At 57.4% G+C, this 20,389-nt stretch carries 23 protein-coding genes; 19 read left to right on the top strand and 4 right to left on the bottom strand.

All coding sequences use genetic code 11. The features are described 5' to 3' along the window. Nucleotides 1-67: 67 nt before the first annotated feature. The gene (locus tag E2L05_RS04375) at nt 68-1,195 is read right to left on the bottom strand and encodes a Gfo/Idh/MocA family protein (protein WP_133341666.1); all 1,128 of its coding nucleotides are present in this window, start codon (nt 1,193-1,195) and stop codon (nt 68-70) included. Between the two features lie 14 nt (nt 1,196-1,209). Then, the gene (locus E2L05_RS04370; RefSeq protein WP_133341665.1) at nt 1,210-1,911 is read right to left on the bottom strand and encodes a GntR family transcriptional regulator; all 702 of its coding nucleotides are present in this window, start codon (nt 1,909-1,911) and stop codon (nt 1,210-1,212) included. Nucleotides 1,912-1,987: 76 nt separating this feature from the next. Between E2L05_RS04370 and E2L05_RS04365 the strand changes: the two genes are divergently transcribed. The 8 genes from E2L05_RS04365 (at nt 1,988) to E2L05_RS04330 (ending at nt 9,705) form a co-directional block, all read left to right on the top strand. Continuing rightward, entirely contained in the window at nt 1,988-3,142 is a 1,155-nt protein-coding gene (locus tag E2L05_RS04365; protein ID WP_133341664.1) for an LLM class flavin-dependent oxidoreductase, read from the top strand. Then, nucleotides 3,142-4,035: an aldo/keto reductase gene (locus E2L05_RS04360; protein ID WP_133341663.1), complete on the top strand. Its 894-nt coding sequence runs from the start codon at nt 3,142-3,144 to the stop codon at nt 4,033-4,035. Before E2L05_RS04365 ends, E2L05_RS04360 begins: the two co-directional genes overlap by 1 nt. A gap of 25 nt (nt 4,036-4,060) precedes the next feature. Then, the gene (locus E2L05_RS04355; RefSeq protein WP_243721859.1) at nt 4,061-4,555 is read left to right on the top strand and encodes a flavin reductase family protein; all 495 of its coding nucleotides are present in this window, start codon (nt 4,061-4,063) and stop codon (nt 4,553-4,555) included. A 95-nt stretch (nt 4,556-4,650) separates the two neighbouring features. Continuing rightward, nucleotides 4,651-5,307, top strand: coding sequence for a TRAP transporter small permease (locus E2L05_RS04350; RefSeq protein ID WP_133341661.1), 657 nt, complete (start codon nt 4,651-4,653; stop codon nt 5,305-5,307). Continuing rightward, nucleotides 5,308-6,597, top strand: a complete 1,290-nt coding sequence (locus tag E2L05_RS04345) for a TRAP transporter large permease (protein WP_133341660.1) — start codon at nt 5,308-5,310, stop codon at nt 6,595-6,597. A 25-nt stretch (nt 6,598-6,622) separates the two neighbouring features. Beyond that, nucleotides 6,623-7,678, top strand: coding sequence for a TRAP transporter substrate-binding protein (locus E2L05_RS04340; RefSeq protein ID WP_133341659.1), 1,056 nt, complete (start codon nt 6,623-6,625; stop codon nt 7,676-7,678). 152 nt (nt 7,679-7,830) lie between these two features. Next, a complete protein-coding gene (locus E2L05_RS04335) occupies nt 7,831-8,463 on the top strand; it encodes a PEP-CTERM sorting domain-containing protein (RefSeq protein WP_133341658.1) in 633 nt (210 codons plus the stop codon). Between the two features lie 192 nt (nt 8,464-8,655). Continuing rightward, entirely contained in the window at nt 8,656-9,705 is a 1,050-nt protein-coding gene (locus E2L05_RS04330) for a M42 family metallopeptidase (protein ID WP_133341657.1), read from the top strand. 127 nt (nt 9,706-9,832) lie between these two features. Here E2L05_RS04330 and E2L05_RS04325 read toward each other — a convergent pair whose 3' ends face one another. Together E2L05_RS04325 and E2L05_RS04320 are read right to left on the bottom strand one after the other, a co-directional pair. Beyond that, nucleotides 9,833-10,339, bottom strand: a complete 507-nt coding sequence (locus E2L05_RS04325) for a GlcG/HbpS family heme-binding protein (RefSeq protein WP_133341656.1) — start codon at nt 10,337-10,339, stop codon at nt 9,833-9,835. Then, nucleotides 10,336-10,713: a hypothetical protein gene (locus tag E2L05_RS04320; RefSeq protein ID WP_133341655.1), complete on the bottom strand. Its 378-nt coding sequence runs from the start codon at nt 10,711-10,713 to the stop codon at nt 10,336-10,338. Before E2L05_RS04320 ends, E2L05_RS04325 begins: the two co-directional genes overlap by 4 nt. A gap of 87 nt (nt 10,714-10,800) precedes the next feature. Between E2L05_RS04320 and E2L05_RS04315 the strand changes: the two genes are divergently transcribed. The 11 genes from E2L05_RS04315 to E2L05_RS04265 all read left to right on the top strand — a co-directional run bounded on the left by E2L05_RS04315 (nt 10,801) and on the right by E2L05_RS04265 (nt 20,344). Then, nucleotides 10,801-11,538, top strand: coding sequence for a cytochrome c biogenesis CcdA family protein (locus E2L05_RS04315; RefSeq protein WP_133341654.1), 738 nt, complete (start codon nt 10,801-10,803; stop codon nt 11,536-11,538). A gap of 16 nt (nt 11,539-11,554) precedes the next feature. Next, nucleotides 11,555-12,136 carry a thioredoxin family protein gene (locus tag E2L05_RS04310; RefSeq protein WP_133341653.1) on the top strand — a complete coding sequence of 194 codons (582 nt, stop codon included), beginning with the start codon at nt 11,555-11,557 and terminating at the stop codon, nt 12,134-12,136. 116 nt (nt 12,137-12,252) lie between these two features. Next, nucleotides 12,253-12,738: a sulfur oxidation c-type cytochrome SoxX gene (gene soxX / locus E2L05_RS04305; protein WP_133341652.1), complete on the top strand. Its 486-nt coding sequence runs from the start codon at nt 12,253-12,255 to the stop codon at nt 12,736-12,738. A gap of 24 nt (nt 12,739-12,762) precedes the next feature. After that, complete coding sequence (soxY, locus tag E2L05_RS04300; protein WP_133341651.1) at nt 12,763-13,179, top strand: thiosulfate oxidation carrier protein SoxY; 417 nt, start codon at nt 12,763-12,765, stop codon at nt 13,177-13,179. Nucleotides 13,180-13,199: 20 nt separating this feature from the next. After that, nucleotides 13,200-13,529, top strand: a complete 330-nt coding sequence (gene soxZ / locus E2L05_RS04295; protein ID WP_133341650.1) for a thiosulfate oxidation carrier complex protein SoxZ — start codon at nt 13,200-13,202, stop codon at nt 13,527-13,529. 26 nt (nt 13,530-13,555) lie between these two features. Beyond that, nucleotides 13,556-14,407, top strand: coding sequence for a sulfur oxidation c-type cytochrome SoxA (soxA, locus tag E2L05_RS04290; protein ID WP_133341649.1), 852 nt, complete (start codon nt 13,556-13,558; stop codon nt 14,405-14,407). 87 nt (nt 14,408-14,494) lie between these two features. Then, nucleotides 14,495-16,192, top strand: coding sequence for a thiosulfohydrolase SoxB (gene soxB / locus E2L05_RS04285; protein WP_133341648.1), 1,698 nt, complete (start codon nt 14,495-14,497; stop codon nt 16,190-16,192). 31 nt (nt 16,193-16,223) lie between these two features. Further along, a complete protein-coding gene (gene soxC, locus E2L05_RS04280) occupies nt 16,224-17,492 on the top strand; it encodes a sulfite dehydrogenase (RefSeq protein ID WP_208016224.1) in 1,269 nt (422 codons plus the stop codon). Next, nucleotides 17,476-18,162 carry a c-type cytochrome gene (locus E2L05_RS04275; protein WP_133341647.1) on the top strand — a complete coding sequence of 229 codons (687 nt, stop codon included), beginning with the start codon at nt 17,476-17,478 and terminating at the stop codon, nt 18,160-18,162. Before soxC ends, E2L05_RS04275 begins: the two co-directional genes overlap by 17 nt. Nucleotides 18,163-18,369: 207 nt before the next feature. Beyond that, nucleotides 18,370-19,050 carry a c-type cytochrome gene (locus tag E2L05_RS04270; protein ID WP_133341688.1) on the top strand — a complete coding sequence of 227 codons (681 nt, stop codon included), beginning with the start codon at nt 18,370-18,372 and terminating at the stop codon, nt 19,048-19,050. 31 nt (nt 19,051-19,081) lie between these two features. Beyond that, a complete protein-coding gene (locus E2L05_RS04265; RefSeq protein WP_133341646.1) occupies nt 19,082-20,344 on the top strand; it encodes an NAD(P)/FAD-dependent oxidoreductase in 1,263 nt (420 codons plus the stop codon). Nucleotides 20,345-20,389: the final 45 nt, after the last annotated feature.

The following is a 20,389-nucleotide window of genomic DNA, read 5'->3' as shown; positions in this document are numbered from 1 at the left end:
CGACTTTTCCAGCTCAGAGTTTTCCAAAGGACTCTTACGCGACTCCTACAGGACTCCTACAATAATCTTACACCGCCTTCTCGGGTGTTTTCACACGATCAACCGAAGCGGAAAGCGGCGGCATATCCAGTGTCACCGCACGCCCTTCCAGCGCCGAAAGTTGCGCCGCCTGCCCCATCAGCACCGCGCGCAGACCGTCATCAAATCCGACTTCGGGTGCTGCCCTGCCGCGCACGACATCAAGGAACCGTTGGTGTTGATAAAAGGTCGATCCGTTGTGATCCCCGGCATCAAGAAGTGCTTCTGGCACCGGAATATCGTGTGATTTCGGCCCTTTGGGATGTCGCGGACTCACAATCAACTTTGGGGTCGGCGCAGGCCCAAGCGTCTCTGGCCAGAACCGTCCCGGTCCCGGCACCAGCGCCTGAACCTTGCCCAGCGGGCCAACGGCGGTGATCTCTTCCTGGTACTCGGCCCCTTCTGCGAACATGCACAAATCCAGCAACGCCCGTGCCCCACCAGCGAAATCCACGATGACATAGGCGTTGTCCCACACATCCGCCAGCCCCAGCCGGTTCACAGACTGCCCACCGCTGGCCATCACACGAACCGGCTCATCGCGCAGCAAAAACCGCATCAAATCAAAGAAATGGCAACACTTCTCGACCAGAGTCCCCCCTGTACGGGCATTGAACTGGTTCCAGCCCCCGACCTTGTCGAGAAACGGAAACCGATGCTCCCGAAGGCTCAACATTCGAATGCCCCCAGTGACGCTGTCCACCGTTTCTGCCAAGGCCGCTACCGGCGGCATATAGCGATATTCCATCGCCACCCAGATCGGCGCGGGATAGTCTTTGCGAAACGCCGCAAGGCGCGGCAGGTCGGCAGGGTCGGTAAACAACGGTTTTTCAACAAGAACTGGCAAGGGCCGTGTGGCCTTGACCTGCTCCAACTGGTCCAGATGGCAATCATTGGGGCTGACAATGACCAGCGCATCCAACCGCGCATCGGCCAAAAGTTCGCCCAAATGCTCATAGAAAACAGCGGTCGGCGCCAGCACTCGCGCTTGCGCCCGCATCTCAGGGTCCGGTTCAAAGATCGCGGCAACGGTTGCATCGTCCAGCAATGCGATGTTGCGGATATGTTCGCGCCCCATCATCCCACAGCCGATCAACCCATATCTAATGCGTTCCATGCGCTGTTTTCCCTTTATCCGCTTCGCGAGACATATCTCGCCCGGTCTGGATTGAACCATGTATGTGATACTTCTGCGCGGGTGCCGTTTTGGGCTAAGCTGACGCGCTCAACCAATCCGCACGCAGCACTTTCCGCCAAACCGATTGCCACCGCCCAATCGGGTACTTCACCAACGCCGATCCGGTCTTCGACGCCAACGATCCACAACCCAAGATGTTCGCGATAGTAAAGATAAAGCGACTCCGACAGATCCTCAGGTGCCAAGTGTTCTGCATAGTCGCCATCAAGCCAAATCTCTTCTGCGGCGACGATCACATCATCCAGAAGCCGCAGACGCCGAATGCGAATGGCCTCGTCATGCGCGCCAAATGTGGGCAGCCCGTGGGGTTTTTTCATCCGTTCAGCGGTCAACACCCGCGCACGGGGCAGCCCACCGCCATCAATCCTCTCCAATCTAAAAAATGAATATATTCCCAATAATTGCCCGCTGTTTTTGATGTAATTTCCAGACCCGTGATGCCGCGCGATAACGCCCTTTTCGGTCAAACTTGCCAGCGCTTTGCGCAATGTTCCCACGGCCACACCCAGATCATCCGCCATCGCACGCTCTGGCGGCAAACGATCACCAACACGAAGCCGTCCCGCCGCGATTTCGCGCAGCAGAAGTTCGGCCAGCTGTTGGTACTTCGGCAGCGCGCTGCGATCAGTGTTCATCGGGTCCAAGTAAAATTGATTTATTATTGATGCACCATCACGAAGCTGCTACGCAAACAAAAAGAGGAGCGCTAACATGACCGTTGTCCCCGTCACATCCGCCGATCTAGATGCCGTGGAAGTGTCGTGGTTTTCGGCGCTGTGTTCTGATGACTATCAGTTTCTCGGTGTCCCGGACGGCGCGCTGAGATCAAGCTGGGATCACTGCTCGGCGATCGTGCGCGAGGCTGAAGCGCAGGGGTTTCGCAACATTCTATGCCCCTCGTCGTATCAGGTGGGCCAAGACGTGCTGAGCTTCGTCGCCGGGAATGCCCCGATCACCGACAAGATCAACTTTCTGGCTGCCGTCCGCTGCGGCGAGATGCAGCCAATCATGCTTGCCCGCACGTTGGCCACCCTTGATCACATGCTTAAGGGACGGTTGACGGTCAACATCATTTCCAGCGATTTCCCTGGTGAAGTCGCCGACAGCGCATTCCGTTACCAACGGTCGCGTGAAGTTGTCGAAATCCTCAAACAAGCGTGGACGCGGGACGAAATCAATTATTCCGGTCAAATCTATGACTTTAAGGGCGTCACGACAGACCCTTCACGGCCGTACCAAACAGGTGGTCCACTTCTGTATTTTGGTGGTTATTCTCCGGCTGCGGTCGATCTTTGCGGGCAGCATTGCGATGTCTATTTGATGTGGCCAGAGCCGAAAGACCAGATAGCAGAACGCATGAAGGCCGCCTCACAAGCCGCTGAAAAATATGGTCGCACACTGGACTTCGGACTTCGCGTGCACATGATTGTGCGTGACACCGAAGCAGAGGCACGGGAGTATGCGGACTACCTTGCCAGCAAACTTGACGATGAATACGGAAAGCTGATCCGCGACCGTGCCCATGACAGCATTTCATTGGGTGTATCGCATCAAGCCCGTGCGCGCGAGTTGGCCGATAAATACGGGTATGTGGAACCGCATTTGTGGACAGGCATTGGGCGAGCACGCTCTGGGTGCGGCGCCGCACTGGTCGGATCGACAGACCAGATTATGTCCGAGATCGAAGCTTATAAGGAAATGGGCATTCGCGCGTTCATCTTCTCGGGGTATCCACATCTTGATGAATGCCGCCATTTTGGTCAGCGCGTGATGCCGCATCTGAACACATGCGCCCTGCCCGAAGTTTATGGGCGCGTACCTGCAACAACACCGCCCACACCGTTGGGCACCGGAGTCCGCCGCTAATGCAACGTGCCATTCTCGCCCCTGATTTGTCTTTGTCGCGCATCGTTTACGGGATGTGGCGATTGGGCGATGACGAAAACACCAGCCCAGAACATGTGCAGGCCAAGATTGAGCTTTGCCTTGAGCAGGGAATTACGAGTTTCGATCAGGCCGACATTTACGGCGGTTATACGGCCGAAGCGATACTGGGCGAGGCCGTGCGCGCCGCGCCGCATTTGCGCGACAAGATGGAAATTGTGACCAAATGCGGGATCGTGGCACCGGTGGGTCGCCATTCCGGGGCACGCGTGAAGCATTACGATACCAGCGCGGCCCATATCACCGCGTCGGTTGACCAGTCGCTGACAGATATGGCAATCGAGCGGATTGATCTGCTGCTCATCCACCGGCCTGACCCGTTGATGAACCACACTGAAACCGGCGCCGCGCTGGATGGGCTGATCGCATCCGGTAAGGTACGCCATGTCGGCGTGTCGAATTTCCGCCCGCATGATTTCACGTTGCTGCAAACTGCCATGCGGGCGCCGTTGGTCACCAATCAGATTGAAATAAGCCTGCTTGAGACAAGCGCCTTTACAAACGGGGATCTGGCATTCTTGCAAGAGAGGGCCGTGGTGCCAATGGCGTGGTCCCCTCTGGGCGGTGGCGCTTTGTTCAAGAAACGCAACAAAAAGCTGCTCAAGCTGATGACGCGCATCGGCGCGCAGTATGAGGTTGATGCCGCTGCGGTTGCTGTGGCGTGGCTTTTGGCACATCCTGCTTGGATCGCGCCCGTGATGGGCACCAATTCCCTGTCGCGGATCGCCACATTGTCAGATGCATGTAAAGTAACGCTGAGCCGCCAAGACTGGTTTGAGCTTTACACCGAAGCGACCGGCGCAGAGGTGCCATGACATGGACGGTGCAAAGGACTTTCAAATGACGAGTTTTCTGCCCGGTCCGGGATCGGAACGTTTACTGCGAGATGCGCTTGGCCTGTTTGGAACGGGTGTGACCGTTGTCACCGCACAGGGGCCAGACGGGCCGGTGGCAATTACGGCCAACAGCTTTTCGTCCGTGTCGCTCAGCCCGGCGTTGGTTCTTTGGTCGGTTGATTTGAATTCCGACCGCTGCCCGATCTTCCGCGAAGCGAAATTCACCGCGATCCACGTCATGAGTCACGATCAAGCGAATTTGGCCTTGCGCTTTGCCAAAAACGGGAACGACTTTGACGCGGTGGACTGGACCCGATCAGACACGGGCGTTCCGCTGCTGAATGGCTGCCTCAGCCGTTTCGAATGTGAAACTTTTGCGGATCATCCCGGCGGCGACCATCGCATACTTGTCAGTCAGGTTCTGCGCGTGACAAGGTCTGACATGGACCCGCTGCTATTTGCGAAAGGTCGTTTCGGGCGCTTCGTCAAGAACGACTGAACCACTGCCGGGTCCGAAAGGGCCCGGTTTGCGCAGGACCCGCCACAAGGACGGGCCTGCAGGCCCAACGCGGCCACTTGGGAGGAGACACCGCCATGGCGGTACTGCTTTGGCTGATTGCGCCGTTGCAGGCGTTCAATACGGCCGTCGGTCATCTGGGCCGTTGGGTGACGATCATCGCGATGGCGTTGATGGTTGCCGTCATCCTGTTGCAAGTGTTCTTTCGCTATATCTTGAACAATGCTCTTCCATGGCCAGACGAAGCCGCACGCTTTCTGATGCTGTGGATGACGGGCCTGATCGCACCTGTGGCGTATCGCCGGGGCGGGTTCGTTGCCATTGATCTGGTCTCGCGCGCCCTGCCCGTGCGGGTCGCTGCGCTTCTGTCGCTTGGCCTGTTGACGCTGGCGTTTCTGGTTCTTTTGAAAGGTGTGCCGCTGGGCCATGCACACACCATGTCAGGATGCCTGTTCAAATCCTCGTCGCTCTGGCTTCCTTTTACGCTGGAGTTCGCTCTGCCACTGCCGGGCATGGACATGTCACTGACCCTGTGCACTCGCGCCGATGCGGCGTTTTCGATCACTCCGGGCTGGGTGAAGATGCCCTTGGCCTTGATGTACGCGTCGCTCTTTGTCGGGTTGATGTTACTCACGCTCGTCAATGTCGAATTGCTGTTACGCAGTCTCGTTACCTTTCTGGGGAATGGGGCCGCCTTGCGCCCGATCCCTCAAGACATCGTGGAGGCAGAATAGGTGCTGATATGGTTCCTCCCCCTTTTCTTGCTGTTTCTGCTGATCGGGTTGCCCGTGTTCTTTGCCATGTTGGCGGCGCCGGGACTGATGCTGTTCATCAACGGTCAGGAACGTGACATCGCACTGCTTTACCGAAATGTTTATAATGGGATGGACAGTTTTCCGCTGATGGCGATCCCGTTTTTCATGCTGGCGGGCGAGTTGATGAATCGCGGTGGTATCACGGCGCGGCTCGTGGAGTTCGCGCAAGCCTTGATGGGTCATCTTCGCGGCGGGCTGGCCCATGTGAACGTGCTGTCATCGATGCTTTTTGCTGGGCTGTCAGGGTCAGCAGTTGCAGATACGTCGGCGCTTGGATCAATGTTGATCCCGGCGATGGAGCGGCAGGGGTACACCCGGCGCTTCGCCGCCGCGATCACGGCGGCCAGTTCGGTGATCGGACCGATCATTCCCCCATCAGGCATCATGATCATCTATGCCTATGTGATGGGCGAAAGCGTCGCTGCCTTGTTTCTTGCCGGGATCGTACCGGGTATTCTGGTTGGGCTTGGCCTGATGGCCATGATCAAAGTGATGACGGACCGGTATGACTTTCCAATTGCGTCACGGCGCACCACGTGGGGCGAAACTGGGCAGGCAAGCCTGAAAGCGTTTTTCCCGCTCATGACCCCTGTCATCATCCTTGGCGGGATTTTGGGTGGTGTCTTTACCCCGACCGAAGCCGCCGCCGTCGCGGTCGCTTATGCGCTTGTGATCGGGCTGTTCGTTCTGCGCAGCCTGAACCCGAAAGACCTGCCCGATGTGCTTGTTCGGGCGGGCACAACATCGGCTGTTGTGCTCTTGCTGGTTGGGTCTGCAATGGCGTTCAAAACAGTTGTGTCACTCAGCCATGCCCCCGAAACTCTGGCCGCGATCATTCTGGGGCTGTCCGAAAATCCGCTGATCCTGCTGTTTCTGATCAACATCTTGCTCTTTGTCGTCGGCATGTTCTTGGATGCGGGGCCAGCCATCATCATTCTTGGGCCGATCCTTGGACCCATTTTCACCGATCTTGGTGTCGACAGCGTGCATTTCGCCATCATCATGTCGGTCAACCTGACCGTTGGTTTGGCGACGCCGCCCATGGGCTTGGTGCTGTTTGTCGCCTCGAGCGTTTCGGGCGAACGCGTTGAAACAATCGCTCGGGCAATCCTTCCGTTTCTGGCGGTTGAAATCGCGGTGATTTTCCTGATCACCTTTGTGCCCGCAATTTCCATGACCGTGCCCCGCCTTGCAGGGTTCGTGAACTAACGCATCAAAAATAGGGAGAACCAAAATGCTCAGAAATCTGACGACGCCGCTTCTGGCTGCAACTCTGCTCGCGGCACCGCTGGCGGTCACCGCTCAGGAATATACCCTGCGCGCAACGGCCAATTCCAACGAGAATGACGAAGACTATGACGGCCTCGTGGTGTTCAAGAACTACGTGGAAGCTGCGTCCAATGGCGCCATCGAGGTTGAACTGTTCATTGGCACCCAACTGTGCAGCAACGGCGCAGAATGTTTGCAGGGCGTCGCTGATGGTTCGATCGATATCTTCATTTCGACGTCGGGTGGCGCAGCGGGCATTTTTCCATACGTGCAGGTCCTCGATCTTCCGTATCTGATGGCAGGTGATCGCGTTGCGGAAACGGTTCTGCAGGGCGATTTTGTACGGACCATGCGCGATATGGCGTTGGAAGACAGCGCCGGCACGATCCGCTTGATGACCATCGGGAACACGGGCGGCTGGCGCAACTTCGCCAACACGCAGCGTCGGGTACAGTCCCCCTCTGACCTTGAAGGACTGAAGATGCGCACCGTGGTGGCCGACCTTCCCCAGGAGTTGGTCAAGGCGCTTGGCGCGTCGCCCACCCCGATCCCGTGGCCTGAACTCTTTACCTCGTTGCAAACTGGCGTTGTCGAAGGCACCAAGAACGGCATCACCGACATCATGGGCATGAAATTCCCCGATGCCGGCCTGCAATACGTCACATTGGATGGCCACGCCTATATGGGGGCGCTGTGGTGGATGAGCAATGATCGTTTCATGTCCATGCCAGAAGACCTGCGCCGCGTCGTAAATGACGGGTTCTATCAGCTTCAGCAGGCCACCTTTGCCAGCCCCAAACGCAAATCTATCGCGGCATACGAAGCCTTCGTGGAAGGTGGCGGTGACTTGTACGTCCCGACTCCAGAAGAAAAAGAGATGTTCCGCGATGCGGCGGCACCGGTATACGACTGGTTCAAAGCCAATGTTGATGGCGGGGAAGCAATTTTCACGGCGTTGACAGATGCCGTGGCGAGTGCCGAAGAAGAGATCGCTGCAGGGAATGCGCGCGATCTTAACTGACCCGAAAGCAACTGAGTGAATAAAGGGGCGTCGCATGTGCGGCGCCCTTTGTTTTTGGCGTCATGCACCCAATGCATATCGAAATTGACGCTCACGTCACTCCAACTCAACCATGCTGCTACCTATATATGGCGTAGACAGGAGGGCAGGATATGAAACACTTCATCGGTATTATTTTCGCGGCACTTATGGCCACAAGTGCAAGCGCGGCCACCATGTCCAGCGACGAGTCGTTCGCAGACAAGGGTGACTTCGGCGGCACCCCGCAGAAAGCCTCGGTGTTTGGGAGTGACATCGTTTCGGTCACTGGTGCGCAGAACAAACAGAACGACGTTGATTTTCTGACGTTCAGTGGGTTCGCCGACGGTACGCTAAGCCTTGATTTCGTGTTCACCCACGAAGACGGCAAAAGCGGCAAGTTGGATTTCGTCCTTCAACGTGAGGAGTTCAAGAACAAGTATTCTTGGCCCGACAGTTATCACAATCCAGGCTTCTACACAGAATCCATTAGCGGCTTGGACGATGATAGCGCGCACAAAGTATCCTATGTTCTGGACGGGTACACGGGCCCGCTTTATGTCGCACTGCGGTTCTATGACAGCGACGCGTTTTACGGAAAGAACAAGCGCGATGTGGGCATCATGTATACCGCATCGTCGATCAGCGGGTTTCCCGGTGGGCCGTCGCTTGCTCCCGCGCCCGTTCCATTGCCGACTGCCCTTCCTTTGGCACTGGCGGGCCTTGGTGCCTTGGCCGCGCTTCGCGCCCGGCGCAAAGTCGCCTGATCCTTCGGATCGCGCCCCAAAAGCGACCACATCGTCAACGAGTTTCGCCGCCTCCGCCAGAGGCGGCGTTCTTCGTTTTGCGCGGTCGCACGACGCTTTGTCCCGACAGGTCTGGCCCTTGTCCGTGTGATCGGCGATACCACCTTATAGCAACGTGATAGTGACCCGGATTTTCCGTGTGAAAGGATGCACATGACTGACAGCGCGCCCCTCAACATCGACCTGCTCAAGAGCCTTTGTGAAACGCCCGGCGTTCCTGGCAACGAAGGTCGCGTACGTGACCTGATCCTGCGTGAAATAGACGGCTTGTTCGATGAGGTCGAAGAAGATGCCATGGGCTCGCTTCTGTGTCGCCGCGCAGGCACCGGTGAGAACCCGCTGAAAGTCATGCTCCTGTGCCACATGGATGAAATCGGGTTTATGGTCAGCCACATCACCGAACAGGGCTACATCTATGTTCAACCCGTCGGCGGCTTTGATCCACGCAATCTGTTCTCGCGGCGGGTGCGTGTGTGCACTGAAAACGGTGACCTGCTTGGGGTAATGAACCCCGGCGGGCGTCCCGTGCACATTGCCAGCCCCGAAGACCGCAAGAAGATCCCGGAAGTCAGCGAATTCGTGATTGATCTTGGCCTTGGTGAGGCGACAGCAGACAAGGTCGAAATTGGTGACATGGTCGTGATGGAAGAGCCTTTCATCGAAATCGGCGAAAAGGTCGTCTCAAAAGCACTCGACAACAGGATTGCGTGCTGGCTCGGCATTGAAGCTCTGCGCGCTTTGGGCGATCTGCGAACGGATGCGGATATTCACGTTGCCTTTACCTGCCAAGAAGAGGTCGGCTTGCGCGGCGCGCGAACAGCAGCGTTTGCTATCAAGCCCGATATCGGCATCGGTATCGATACGACGCTGGCCTGTGACACACCGGGCGTGCCGGAACAGGACCGAACAACCCAACAAGGCAAAGGGTTCGGGTTACACGTGCGTGACAGTTCGTTCATTGCCGACAAGGGTTTGGTGGACACGTTCGCCAATCTTGCCGAAGCGGAAGAAATTCCCTTCCAACGAACTATGCTGCGCGCTGGTGGCCAAGATGGCGCAGCCGCGCAACAGGCTGCCGCGGGGGCCCGCGCGGTGGGAATCGTCGTTGGTACCCGGTACATCCATACCGTCACCGAGATGGTCCACAAAACCGACTTGGCCGCGGCCCGTGACATTCTCACTGCATATTTGCGGACGATGTGAGGTTACGCGCAACTGCCCGGATGCTCGCATCCGGGCCACCCCCAACGGGAGGCGCCCGCGCGTCAGCGCGGGCAACGACGGGCGGGAGTTGACCCGCCCCGCAGGGACAAACTCCTGATTGACGGGCTCAGAACGCGATGTCGAATTCGATCGCGTCTATGCCTGCCTGCGCACATTCGTCGTCAAGCGACGGTCCCGGTGCGCCAGACACTCCAATACCGGCAACGATCGATCCGCCCCCTTCCATCACCAGCAAACCTCCGCCAAGCGGCAAAGCCTTTTCGATGAAACGGATCCCAAAGGACTCCTTTCCGGGCGACGTTTCCTCGTGCAACGCGGCAGTCGGTGTTCTGAAACTCACCGCCGTCCAAGCTTTGCGGAAGGACGTGTCCTGAACATGTGCACCGGCAAACCGATCTCGCAAATAGACTTGCGCTTGGCCAAATCGGTCCACGACCGTTACCCCAACCTGATACCCCTCATCCCGGCAGTGCTCCATTGCCGTTTGCGCCAGCTTCAAGGCAATTTCAGGTTTGAGCACTTGGAATGTCACCAAAGCCCCGTCGTCATCCTGCGCGCCTGCTGTGCCGCAGGACAAACCCAGCGCCAAAACCCCTGCTGTCAGCCATTTCATTGTGTTATTTCCTCCCTGAAATCGGTGTGCTCGTTCAGCAGTTTACTCAGCCCCCACCAAAACAGTTCTTCCCCACCATACCCTTCCATACGGGCCAATTCTTGCCCGTCCTCCACGAGGATAAATGTCGGGGTAAAGACCGCTCGTCCGTCCAGTTCAAGATCGTCCGGTGTCTTCTGATGCAGATCGATCCGGCGCAGTGGCGCAAAGCGGCCCTCGTTGGTTTTGGGGTAGATTGGCCCAATATCGGCATTCCATTGCGCGCACCAATGGCACCCACGCTGCTCGACCATGATCAATTCAGCTGCGTTCACTCCGGTTGCCGTCAAAGCGCACCAAATGGCCAGCGCAATCGCCCGAAAATTCATGCGCATGTTTGACGCACCTCCCTGTGCACCGCATCTCTTGCAAATATAATAGTTTGAGAATGTAATCTGCGCAAGCTTCGGGGAGGGGCGCAGATGTTCGAGGTATCCGCCGTAAGCGCATTACTTGGCGGGGTGATTGTTTTCTTTTCGCCCTGTATTTTGCCAATCGTTCCTTTTTACTTATCCTACATGGCCGGCGCCAGCATGTCGGAAATTCAAGGGGATGGCACCCTGCCCCCTGGATTGCGACGTCGGGCTGTACTGGCGTCCATTATGTTTTCGATCGGGATTATCACGGTTTTCGTGCTGCTCGGCGCGGCCGCCTTTAGCCTAAGTCAGAGCTTCAGAAGCTATCAGGCTGAATTTCGGATCGGCGCGGCATTGATCGTGTTGGTTCTAGGGCTTCACTTTCTGGGTGTAATCCGGGTCGGGTTTCTAAACCGCAGCTTTAGCATGGACAGCGGGCAGACCGGCAAAATGTCGGTGCCCGGTGCTTTCCTCGTTGGGCTGGCATTCGCCGCTGGCTGGACCCCATGTGTGGGCGGCGTGCTCACCGCAGTCATGTTTCAGGCAAGCCAAGAAGCAACAGCGCAACAGGGGCTTGCTTTGATGCTCGTTTTTGGTGTGGGCATGACCTTGCCCTTTGTGATTGCCGCCGCCTTCATCGGTCCGTTTCTGCGTTTCGCAGCGCGTTTTCGGCAACACCTTGGAAAGGTTGAGAAGGCGATGGGAGTTTTCCTGATCCTGTTCGCAATCCTGATTGCCACCGACAGTGTCAACTACATCGCCGCCTGGATGCTCGACGTATTCCCGGCGTTTCAGTCGATCTGATCAAGGGAGATTACGTATGAAAAGAATCCTAATTCTCTGCGGCACACTGCTTGCCCTCGCGATTCCCGCTGGGGCGGCCAATGTTGGTGATGACGGGCTGCACAAGACGTCTTGGATGCGCGAGACCTTTTTGGACCTGCGCGAAGATTTGGCCGAAGCAAATGCCGAGGGCAAGCGTATGGCGATCATCTTTGAGCAACGGGGCTGCATCTATTGCGAAAAAATGCACAAGGAAGTGTTCCCGCGTCCCGAGATCGAAAGTTACATCAACGACAACTATTTCGTTGTCCAGCTTAACCTTCACGGTGCGCTGGAGGTTACTGATTTTGATGGCGAAGTGCTTAGTGAACGGCAAGCCGCGCGCAAGTGGGGAATGCTCTTCACGCCCACAATGATCTTTCTTCCGCAAGAGGTTCCCGATGACGTCGCTGCAGCGCAAGCGTCTGTCGCAATGATGCCCGGCGCCTTTGGCGCACAGACCACCCTCGATATGCTCACATGGGTCGTTGAGAAGCGGTACGAAATCGAAGACGGCGAAGACTTTCAAAGGTATCATGCGCGCCGGATCTCGGAACGCGAATCTGAAAAAAAACAATGATTTGGATCAATGTTCCGCTCAAACTGACGCAGGTGGACTTCTTTCCTTGCGCAGCGGGACTATAGTCGCATACCTTTGAATATAAGAAACTGTGCGCTTCAACTACGGGAGGAGATATGAAGCCATTCTCGATACTCGCGGCTTGTGCAGGCTTTGCCTGCGTATCCGCAATTGCAGCTTCGGCCGCAGAAACCGCACCAGACAACGTGACCCATGACGATTACGGCTCTGTTGCAGAGTCGTTGACCGGTACAGCCGGGGACGCGGCAAGCGGCGCAACCATCATGACCGATCGGGGGCTCGGCAACTGCATCGCCTGCCACGAAGTGTCCGCGCTTAAGGATGCGCCATGGCATGGCGAAGTCGGGCCGACGCTTGACGGTGCGGGTGACCGTTGGACCGAAGCGGATCTGCGTGGGATCGTTGTGAATTCCAAGATGGTTTTCGATGGAACGATCATGCCTGCGTATTACAAAAACAGCGGCTTTGTCCGCGCTGGTGATCTTTACACCGGCAAGGCAGCCCCTGCCGATTTGCCACCCATCCTGACAGCACAACAGGTCGAGGACGTCGTTGCCTTCCTGATGACGCTTCAGGATTGACCAGATAAACGAGAGGAGTTTTCAATGATATTCACGCGACGCGAGACACTCGTTCTCAGCGCCGGCGCGGCCACGGCAGCATTCCTGCCCATGCAGGTCAATGCGGCGGCTGATGACGCGATCGCAGCATTCACAGGCGGCGCCGAAGTAACAGATGGTGGGGTCGACCTGGTCGCACCCGAAATCGCCGAGAACGGTAACACGGTTCCGATCGAAGTGAGCGCCGAAGGCGCGGCATCGATCATGCTGATCGCAAGCGGCAACCCGACCCCAGGCGTTGCCACCTTCAACTTTGGCAAGTTGGCGGGTGCACACACAGCATCAACCCGCATCCGTCTTGCCGGCACTCAAGATGTTGTTGCAATCGCCAAGATGGCAGATGGCAGCTTCAAGCGTGCATCGGCAAACGTAAAAGTCACCATCGGCGGCTGCGGCGGCTAAGGCGAGGAAAGAGAAAAACAATGGCAGACAACGTCAAACCCCGCGTCAAAGTCCCACGGTCCGCATCCGCTGGCGAAAGCGTTCTTCTCAAGACGCTCATCAGCCACCCGATGGAAAGCGGCCAGCGCAAGGACAGCGACGGCAACCCCATCCCGCGGTCGATTATCAACCGCTTCACCTGCGACTTCAACGGCGAGAACGTCATTGATGCGACGCTGGAACCAGCTGTCTCGACCAATCCCTTCATCGAATTTGAAGCCGTCGTCCCCGAAGCGGGCGAGTTCGTCTTCACTTGGTACGATGATGATGGGTCGGTTTACACCGACACCAAGGCGATAGCGGTCAGCTGACCATTCAGAATCTAGGGAGGAATTCTATGGCAAAGCTGAACATCACAACTGCGGTGGCAACGCTGGCCCTACTGGGTGGAACTCTGGGCGCAAGCGCAGATGAGAACGCCAAGCTGGTCATTAATGGTGACATCGAAATGGTCACGCGCACAAAGGCGCCGGATCACGTCCCGTTCGACGAAATTCGTTCGGGCTGGACCTTCCGGACCGAGGAAACGCAAGTGCTCCAGATGGATGACTTCGACAATCCAGGCATGATCTTCGTCGACCAGGCAATCGACAACTGGAATACCGTCGAAGGCAGCGAGGGCAAATCCTGCGCAAGCTGTCACCAAGACGCTGAAAGCTCCATGCAAGGCGTGCGCGCTGTGTACCCGAAGTGGAACGAAACAGCGGGCGAAGTACGTACACTCGCGATGCAGGTCAACGACTGCCGCGAAAATCAGATGGGGGCAAAACCCTACAAGTACGACGGTGGCGACATGGCTGCGATGGAAGCACTGATCTCGGTGCAATCGCGCGGCATGCCGGTCAACGTAGCAATCGACGGGCCCGTCTCAGAGACTTGGGAACAAGGCAAAGAGATTTACTACACCCGGTATGGTCAGCTTGAGCTGTCCTGCGCAAATTGCCACGAAGACAACTACGACAACATGATTCGGGCAGACCATCTCAGCCAGGGTCAGATCAACGGTTTCCCGACCTATCGCCTGAAGAACGCCAAGCTGAATACGGCTCATGCGCGTTTCAAAGGCTGCGTGCGTGATACGCGGGCCGAAACCTTCAGCGCGGGCAGCCCCGAATTCGTGGCGCTTGAGCTTTATGTCGCCTCGCGCGGCAACGGACTGTCGGTCGAAGGCCCTTCGGTCCGCAACTGATCGTTTGAAACCTAACAGACCTTAATAACCCCTTCCGCTGTGGCGGAAGGGGAACACAGCCCCTTACCCATTCGGAGTGACACGCGCATGATTTCCCGCCGCGACTTTCTTCAGACCACCATGGCGGCCTCTGCCCTTGTCGGGGCATCCGGTTTCGGAAACTGGGCCCGGCTTGCGGCCCAGCAGAGCCTGACGCAAGACCAGTTGCTGGACTTTGACACGTTTGGAAACGTGACCCTGATTCACATCACAGACCTTCATGCGCAACTCAAACCGATTTACTTCCGCGAGCCAGAGATCAATCTTGGCGTTGGTGAAGTCGCAGGCAAGGTGCCGCACATCACCGGCGCGGATTTCCGCAAGCTCTATGGGATCGAGGATGGCAGCCCAAGCCATTACGCCCTGACCTACAACGATTTTACAGCTCTGGCCAAGACATATGGGCGAGTTGGCGGGTTGGACCGTTGTGCGACCGTCATCAATTCGATCCGTGCCGCGCGCCCGGATGCCTTGCTTCTCGACGGCGGCGACACGTGGCATGGCTCGTACACCTGCTATCACACCGAAGGGCAGGACGTGGTGGATGCCATGAGCCTGCTCAAGCCTGATGCGATGACGTTCCACTGGGAATTCACGCTCGGGTCGGACCGCGTCCGCGAATTGGTGGATGGGCTTGGCTTCCCTGCCCTTGGACAGAACATCTTTGATGCAGAATGGGACGAGCCATCCGAAGACTTCGCGCCCTACCAGATGTTCGAACGGGGCGGCACCAAAATCGCCGTCATCGGTCAGGCCTTCCCCTACATGCCGATTGCCAATCCCGGCTGGATGTTCCCGGAATACAGCTTTGGCATCCGCGATCAGCGCATGCAGGAAATGGTGGACGAAGTGCGCGCGCAAGGTGCAGAACTTGTCGTGTGCCTGTCTCACAATGGCTTTGACGTGGACCGAAAGATGGCGTCCCGCGTGTCAGGCATTGACGTCATTCTCGCCGGTCACACGCATGACGCCTTGCCCGAACCCGTCCTTGTGGGCGAGACCATCATCGTCGCCTCCGGGTCCAACGGCAAATTCATCAGCCGTGTCGATCTGGATGTTCGCGATGGGCGCATGATGGGCTTCCGCCACAAGCTGATCCCCATTTTCGCAGACGTGATCGAACCCGATGCTGAGGTCGCCGCGAACATCGACGCGTCGCGTGCACCTTTTGAGGCAGAACTGACCGAGGTCATCGGCAAAACCGATAGCCTTTTGTACCGACGTGGCAATTTTAACGGCACATGGGATGATTTGATCTGTGACGCGCTGATTTCGGAAAGAGACGCAGACATTGCAATGTCGCCCGGCGTGCGCTGGGGCCCCTCTGTTTTGCCGGGCCAAGACATCACACGTGAAGACATCTTCAACGTCACATCCATGACCTATGGCAAGGCCTATCGCAGCGAAATGACCGGTGAATTCATTCACACGATCATGGAAGACGTCGGCGACAACCTGTTCAATACCGACCCTTATTATCAGCAGGGCGGCGATATGGTTCGCATCGGCGGCATGGGCTATCGCATTGATGTCAGCAAACCGATGGGCAGCCGCATCAGCGAAATGACTCTTCTAAAAACTGGCGAGTTGATTGACCCTTCCAAGACCTATGTCGTCGCGGGTTGGGCCAGCGTCAACGAAGGCACCGAAGGTCCGCAAATCTGGGATGTGGTCGAAAACCATGTCCGCCGTCAGGGCACAATCAGTCTGACCCCCAATACCAGCGTCAAGGTGACCGGCGCCTGAGCGCGCCGCACCGGCAAAGGAGGCAACTTCAATGAATGATATTTTCAAAGGCATGAAACCGACGCGGCGGTCGTTTCTGCGCGGTGCAGCGGCGGCAAGCGTCGGTGCTGCGGCGGGCGGTGCGGCACGTGCATCCAGCGATCCGGCCTTTGCCGAGATTCAGCCTTGGATGCAGGAACTGGGCGACCCGGTCGATGCCGCCCCCTATGGCATGCCGTCCGAGTTTGAAGCACATGTTCAGCGCAAGACGGTCTATTGGCTGACGGCTGATCCGATCAGTTCGATCAACTTTACACCGCTGCACGAGCTTGACGGGATCATAACGCCGAACGGTTTGTGCTTTGAACGGCACCATTCCGGCGCGGCCCATGTGGACCCTGCCCTGCACCGGCTGATGATCAACGGCCTTGTGGATCGTGAACTTGTCTTCACCATGGAAGACCTGATGCGCTTTCCGCGCGAAAATCACGTCTATTTCCTGGAATGCGCCGCAAACTCTGGCATGGAATGGCGCGGCTCACAGCTTAACGGCTGTCAGTTCACCCACGGCATGATCCACAACGTCATGTACACCGGGATTCCGCTTCGGCTTTTGCTGGCTGAAGCCGGGATTCAAACCGCAGGCAAGTGGCTGTTGGCGGAGGGTGCGGACGCGGCTGGCATGACGCGCTCTATCCCTATGGAAAAAGCTTTGGATGATTGCCTTGTCGCCTTCAAGATGAACGGCGAAGCATTGCGGGTCGAGCAAGGATACCCCCTGCGTCTGGTCGTTCCCGGTTGGGAAGGCAACATGTGGGTCAAATGGCTTCGGCGCCTCGAAGTCGGGGATGAGCCGTGGCACCACCGCGAAGAAACCAGCAAATACACTGATCTTCTGGCCGATGGAAAAGCGCGGCGTTTCACCTGGGAGATGGACGCAAAGTCGGTCATCACCAATCCAAGCCCGCAGGCACCGCTGACCCACGGCGCAGGCCCAACGGTTCTGTCAGGGCTTGCATGGTCCGGCCGCGGAACTATCCCGCGTGTTGATGTGACCCTTGATGGCGGCAAGAACTGGCATCAGGCCCGCATGTCCGGACCGTCGCTGAGCAAATCCATGCACCGGTTCTATTTTGAATTCGACTGGAACGGTCAGCCCTTGCTGTTGCAAAGTCGTGCCCATGACAGCACCGGATACGTCCAGCCGACCAAGAATGCGCTGCGTGAGCTTCGCGGCACCAATTCCATCTACCACAACAATGGCATCCAGACCTGGCATGTCAAAAAGACAGGAGAGGCCGAAAATGTCGAGGTTTCCTGACGTTCTAAAGGCTCTCGCGGCCGCCACATTGATTGCACCCGCCGCATTTGCACAAGACGCCGCCGAAGCGCCGGAAGGCGGTTTTGGTCTGGGCCGAGAGGCCACCACCGAAGAAGTCGCGATGTGGGACATCGACATCCGCCCCGACGGCAAAGGTCTGCCCGTTGGATCGGGCAGCGTCGAGTTGGGTGAAGAAATCTGGAGCTATAACTGCGCCCACTGTCACGGTGACTTTGCCGAAGGGATTGACCGCTGGCCAGTTCTTGCAGGCGGCGAAGGTACCCTGTCTGACGATCGGCCAGTTAAGACGATCGGGTCGTATTGGCCCTATCTCTCAACCGTTTATGACTATGTTTACCGGGCGATGCCGTTCGGGTATTCGCAATCGCTCAGCCCTGATGATGTTTACGCAATTACGGCTTACCTGCTGTATTCCAACTATATTGTCGAAGACGACTTTGTTCTGAGCAATGAAAACTTCTCTGAAATTGCCATGCCCAATGAAGAGAATTTCTTCATGGATGATCGTGCAGAAACGGAGTTGCCGCAGTTTACGGCCGAGCCGTGCATGACCGACTGCAAAGAGCAGGTTGAAATCACCGCACATGCAACCGTTTTGGACGTGACGCCCGAAGACGGCGGCGAAGGCGGCGGTGGCGGCATCGACTGAGAGATCCAGCGCGCGTTGCCCCCAATTGCGCGCTGGGTGTAGGCCGGGCAATCCTCCCGTTGCCCGGTCTGTGGAAACGCAACGTGGATCGAATTCATGACCGGGAAAACCTGTGAAACGCTCTCTAAAGATGGACTCACACGAACGGTGCGTCACTTCTTTGGAATGAACTTGGGCGCAGCTGCCTTGGTTGCCATTCTTGCTCAGATGGCTCCCTTGGCTGCGCAAGAGACTGACGATGCGCTTGCAGGCGGCGACGCAGATCGCGGCGCAGAATTATTTCAGGAATGTAGCGGGTGCCACCAGATTGGCCCCGGTGCAACCAACCGTATCGGTCCACACCTCAACGAAATTTTTGACCGGCAAGCGGGAAGCATTCCCGGCTTTGCCTATTCCAAATCGATGCAGCGCATGGGCGACGATGGCTTGGTCTGGGCCTATCGCAACCTCGACGCATATCTGGAAAACCCCCGCGCGCTCGTATCACGCACTCGGATGAGTTATCGCGGCATGGCAGATGCGACCGATCGTTCTGACGTGCTTGCCTTTTTGCGCGCCTATTCTGCCAAGCCGTCTGACATTCCCGAAAGTCCCCCAACGGCTTCGGATGCAGGTCATGATCTGGACCCGGCGATCCTCGCTCTTGATGGGGATCCAGAGTATGGTGAGTACCTATCTGGCGAATGTATCACCTGTCATAGCCCGCAAGGCGCAGACACGGGGATTCCGTCAATCACCCTGTGGCCAGAGGATGACTTCGTGATCGCCTTGCACGCCTACAAAGAACAACTGCGCCCGCACCCGGCCATGCAGATGGTTGCCGCGCGGCTCAGCAATGAAGAGATCGCGGCGCTTGCTGCGTATTTTGCATCCCTAACCCCGGATTAACCGGGTGCGGGTGTTTTTGGGAGGAAACACCATGACACTAACAAGACGCCATTTCATCGGCACAACTGCAGCAGTCGCTGGCACGCTTGCCGCCCCTATGCTGGGGGCTCAAACGCGGCCACGGGCTGTCGTGATCGGCGGCGGCGCCGGCGGCGCAACGGCGGCGCGGTACATTGCGAAAGACAGCGGCGGCGCGATTGACGTAACCCTGATCGAACCCAGCCGCAGCTACTACACCTGCTTCTTCTCCAACCTCTATCTTGGCGGGTTCCGCAGTATTGACTCGCTCGCCCACTCCTATGGCAAGCTTGCAGCGGATAATGACATCAACGTCGTACATGACTGGGCGACCGGCATCGACCGTGACGCACGCACGGTCGCGTTGGCGGGCGGCGGGTCCATTCCCTATGACCGCCTCATTATCGCACCCGGTATCGGCTTTATCGATGATGCGGTGCCTGGCTGGTCTGTCGCGGCGCAAAATGCGATGCCCCATGCCTATAAAGGTGGCTCGCAAACCGAAATTCTGAAAGCCCGCATTGCGGCCATGCCAGAGGGTGGCACTTTTGTGATGGTTGCTCCGCCCAACCCATACCGCTGCCCACCGGGGCCGTATGAACGCGTCTCTATGATCGCCCATTACCTGCGCGAGGCAAACCCGACGGCCAAGATCGTGGTCGCCGACCCGAAAGAGAAATTCTCGAAGATGGCGCTGTTCCAAGAAGGTTGGAACGACCTTTACCCGGGCATGGTGGATTGGATCGGGTCTGATTTTGGCGGTGGAAACGTCGAAGTGCGGCCGGACAGCATGGAAGTGTTGATCGACGGTGAAGTCGTAAAGGCTGATGCATGTAATGTGATCCCGGCCATGAAAGCCGGTCAAATCGCCCATGCCGCGGCGCTCACTGAAGGTAACTGGGCCCCTGTTGTTCCCGCGACGATGCAAAGCAGAATGGACGAGAACATCCATATCCTTGGGGACGCAGCAGCGCAGGGCGACATGCCCAAATCAGGCTTTGCCGCAAACAGTCAGGCAAAGGTCGCAGCAATGGCGGTGCGTGGCGCACTGACCGGATCACGCGTATTCCCGGCGAAATTCTCCAACACATGCTGGTCGTTGATCGACACGGACAACGGGGTAAAGGTTGGGGCAAGCTATATTGCAACTGACGAAAAGATCGCGTCGGTCGACAGCTTCATCAGCCAAACCGGCGAGGCTGGCGATTTGCGTGCGGCGACGTATCGTGAAAGCCTTGGCTGGTATGATGCCATAACCGCCGACATGTTCGGCTGATCCTGTGCACCGGCTGCTGTTTCGCGGTCGGTGCGCCAACCCCAT

Origin of the sequence: Meridianimarinicoccus aquatilis (assembly GCF_004358675.1) — a bacterium.
Lineage (GTDB): Bacteria > Pseudomonadota > Alphaproteobacteria > Rhodobacterales > Rhodobacteraceae > Meridianimarinicoccus > Meridianimarinicoccus aquatilis.
Note: the sequence above shows the minus strand (reverse complement) of the source record. Positions and strands in the feature narration are given on the sequence as shown.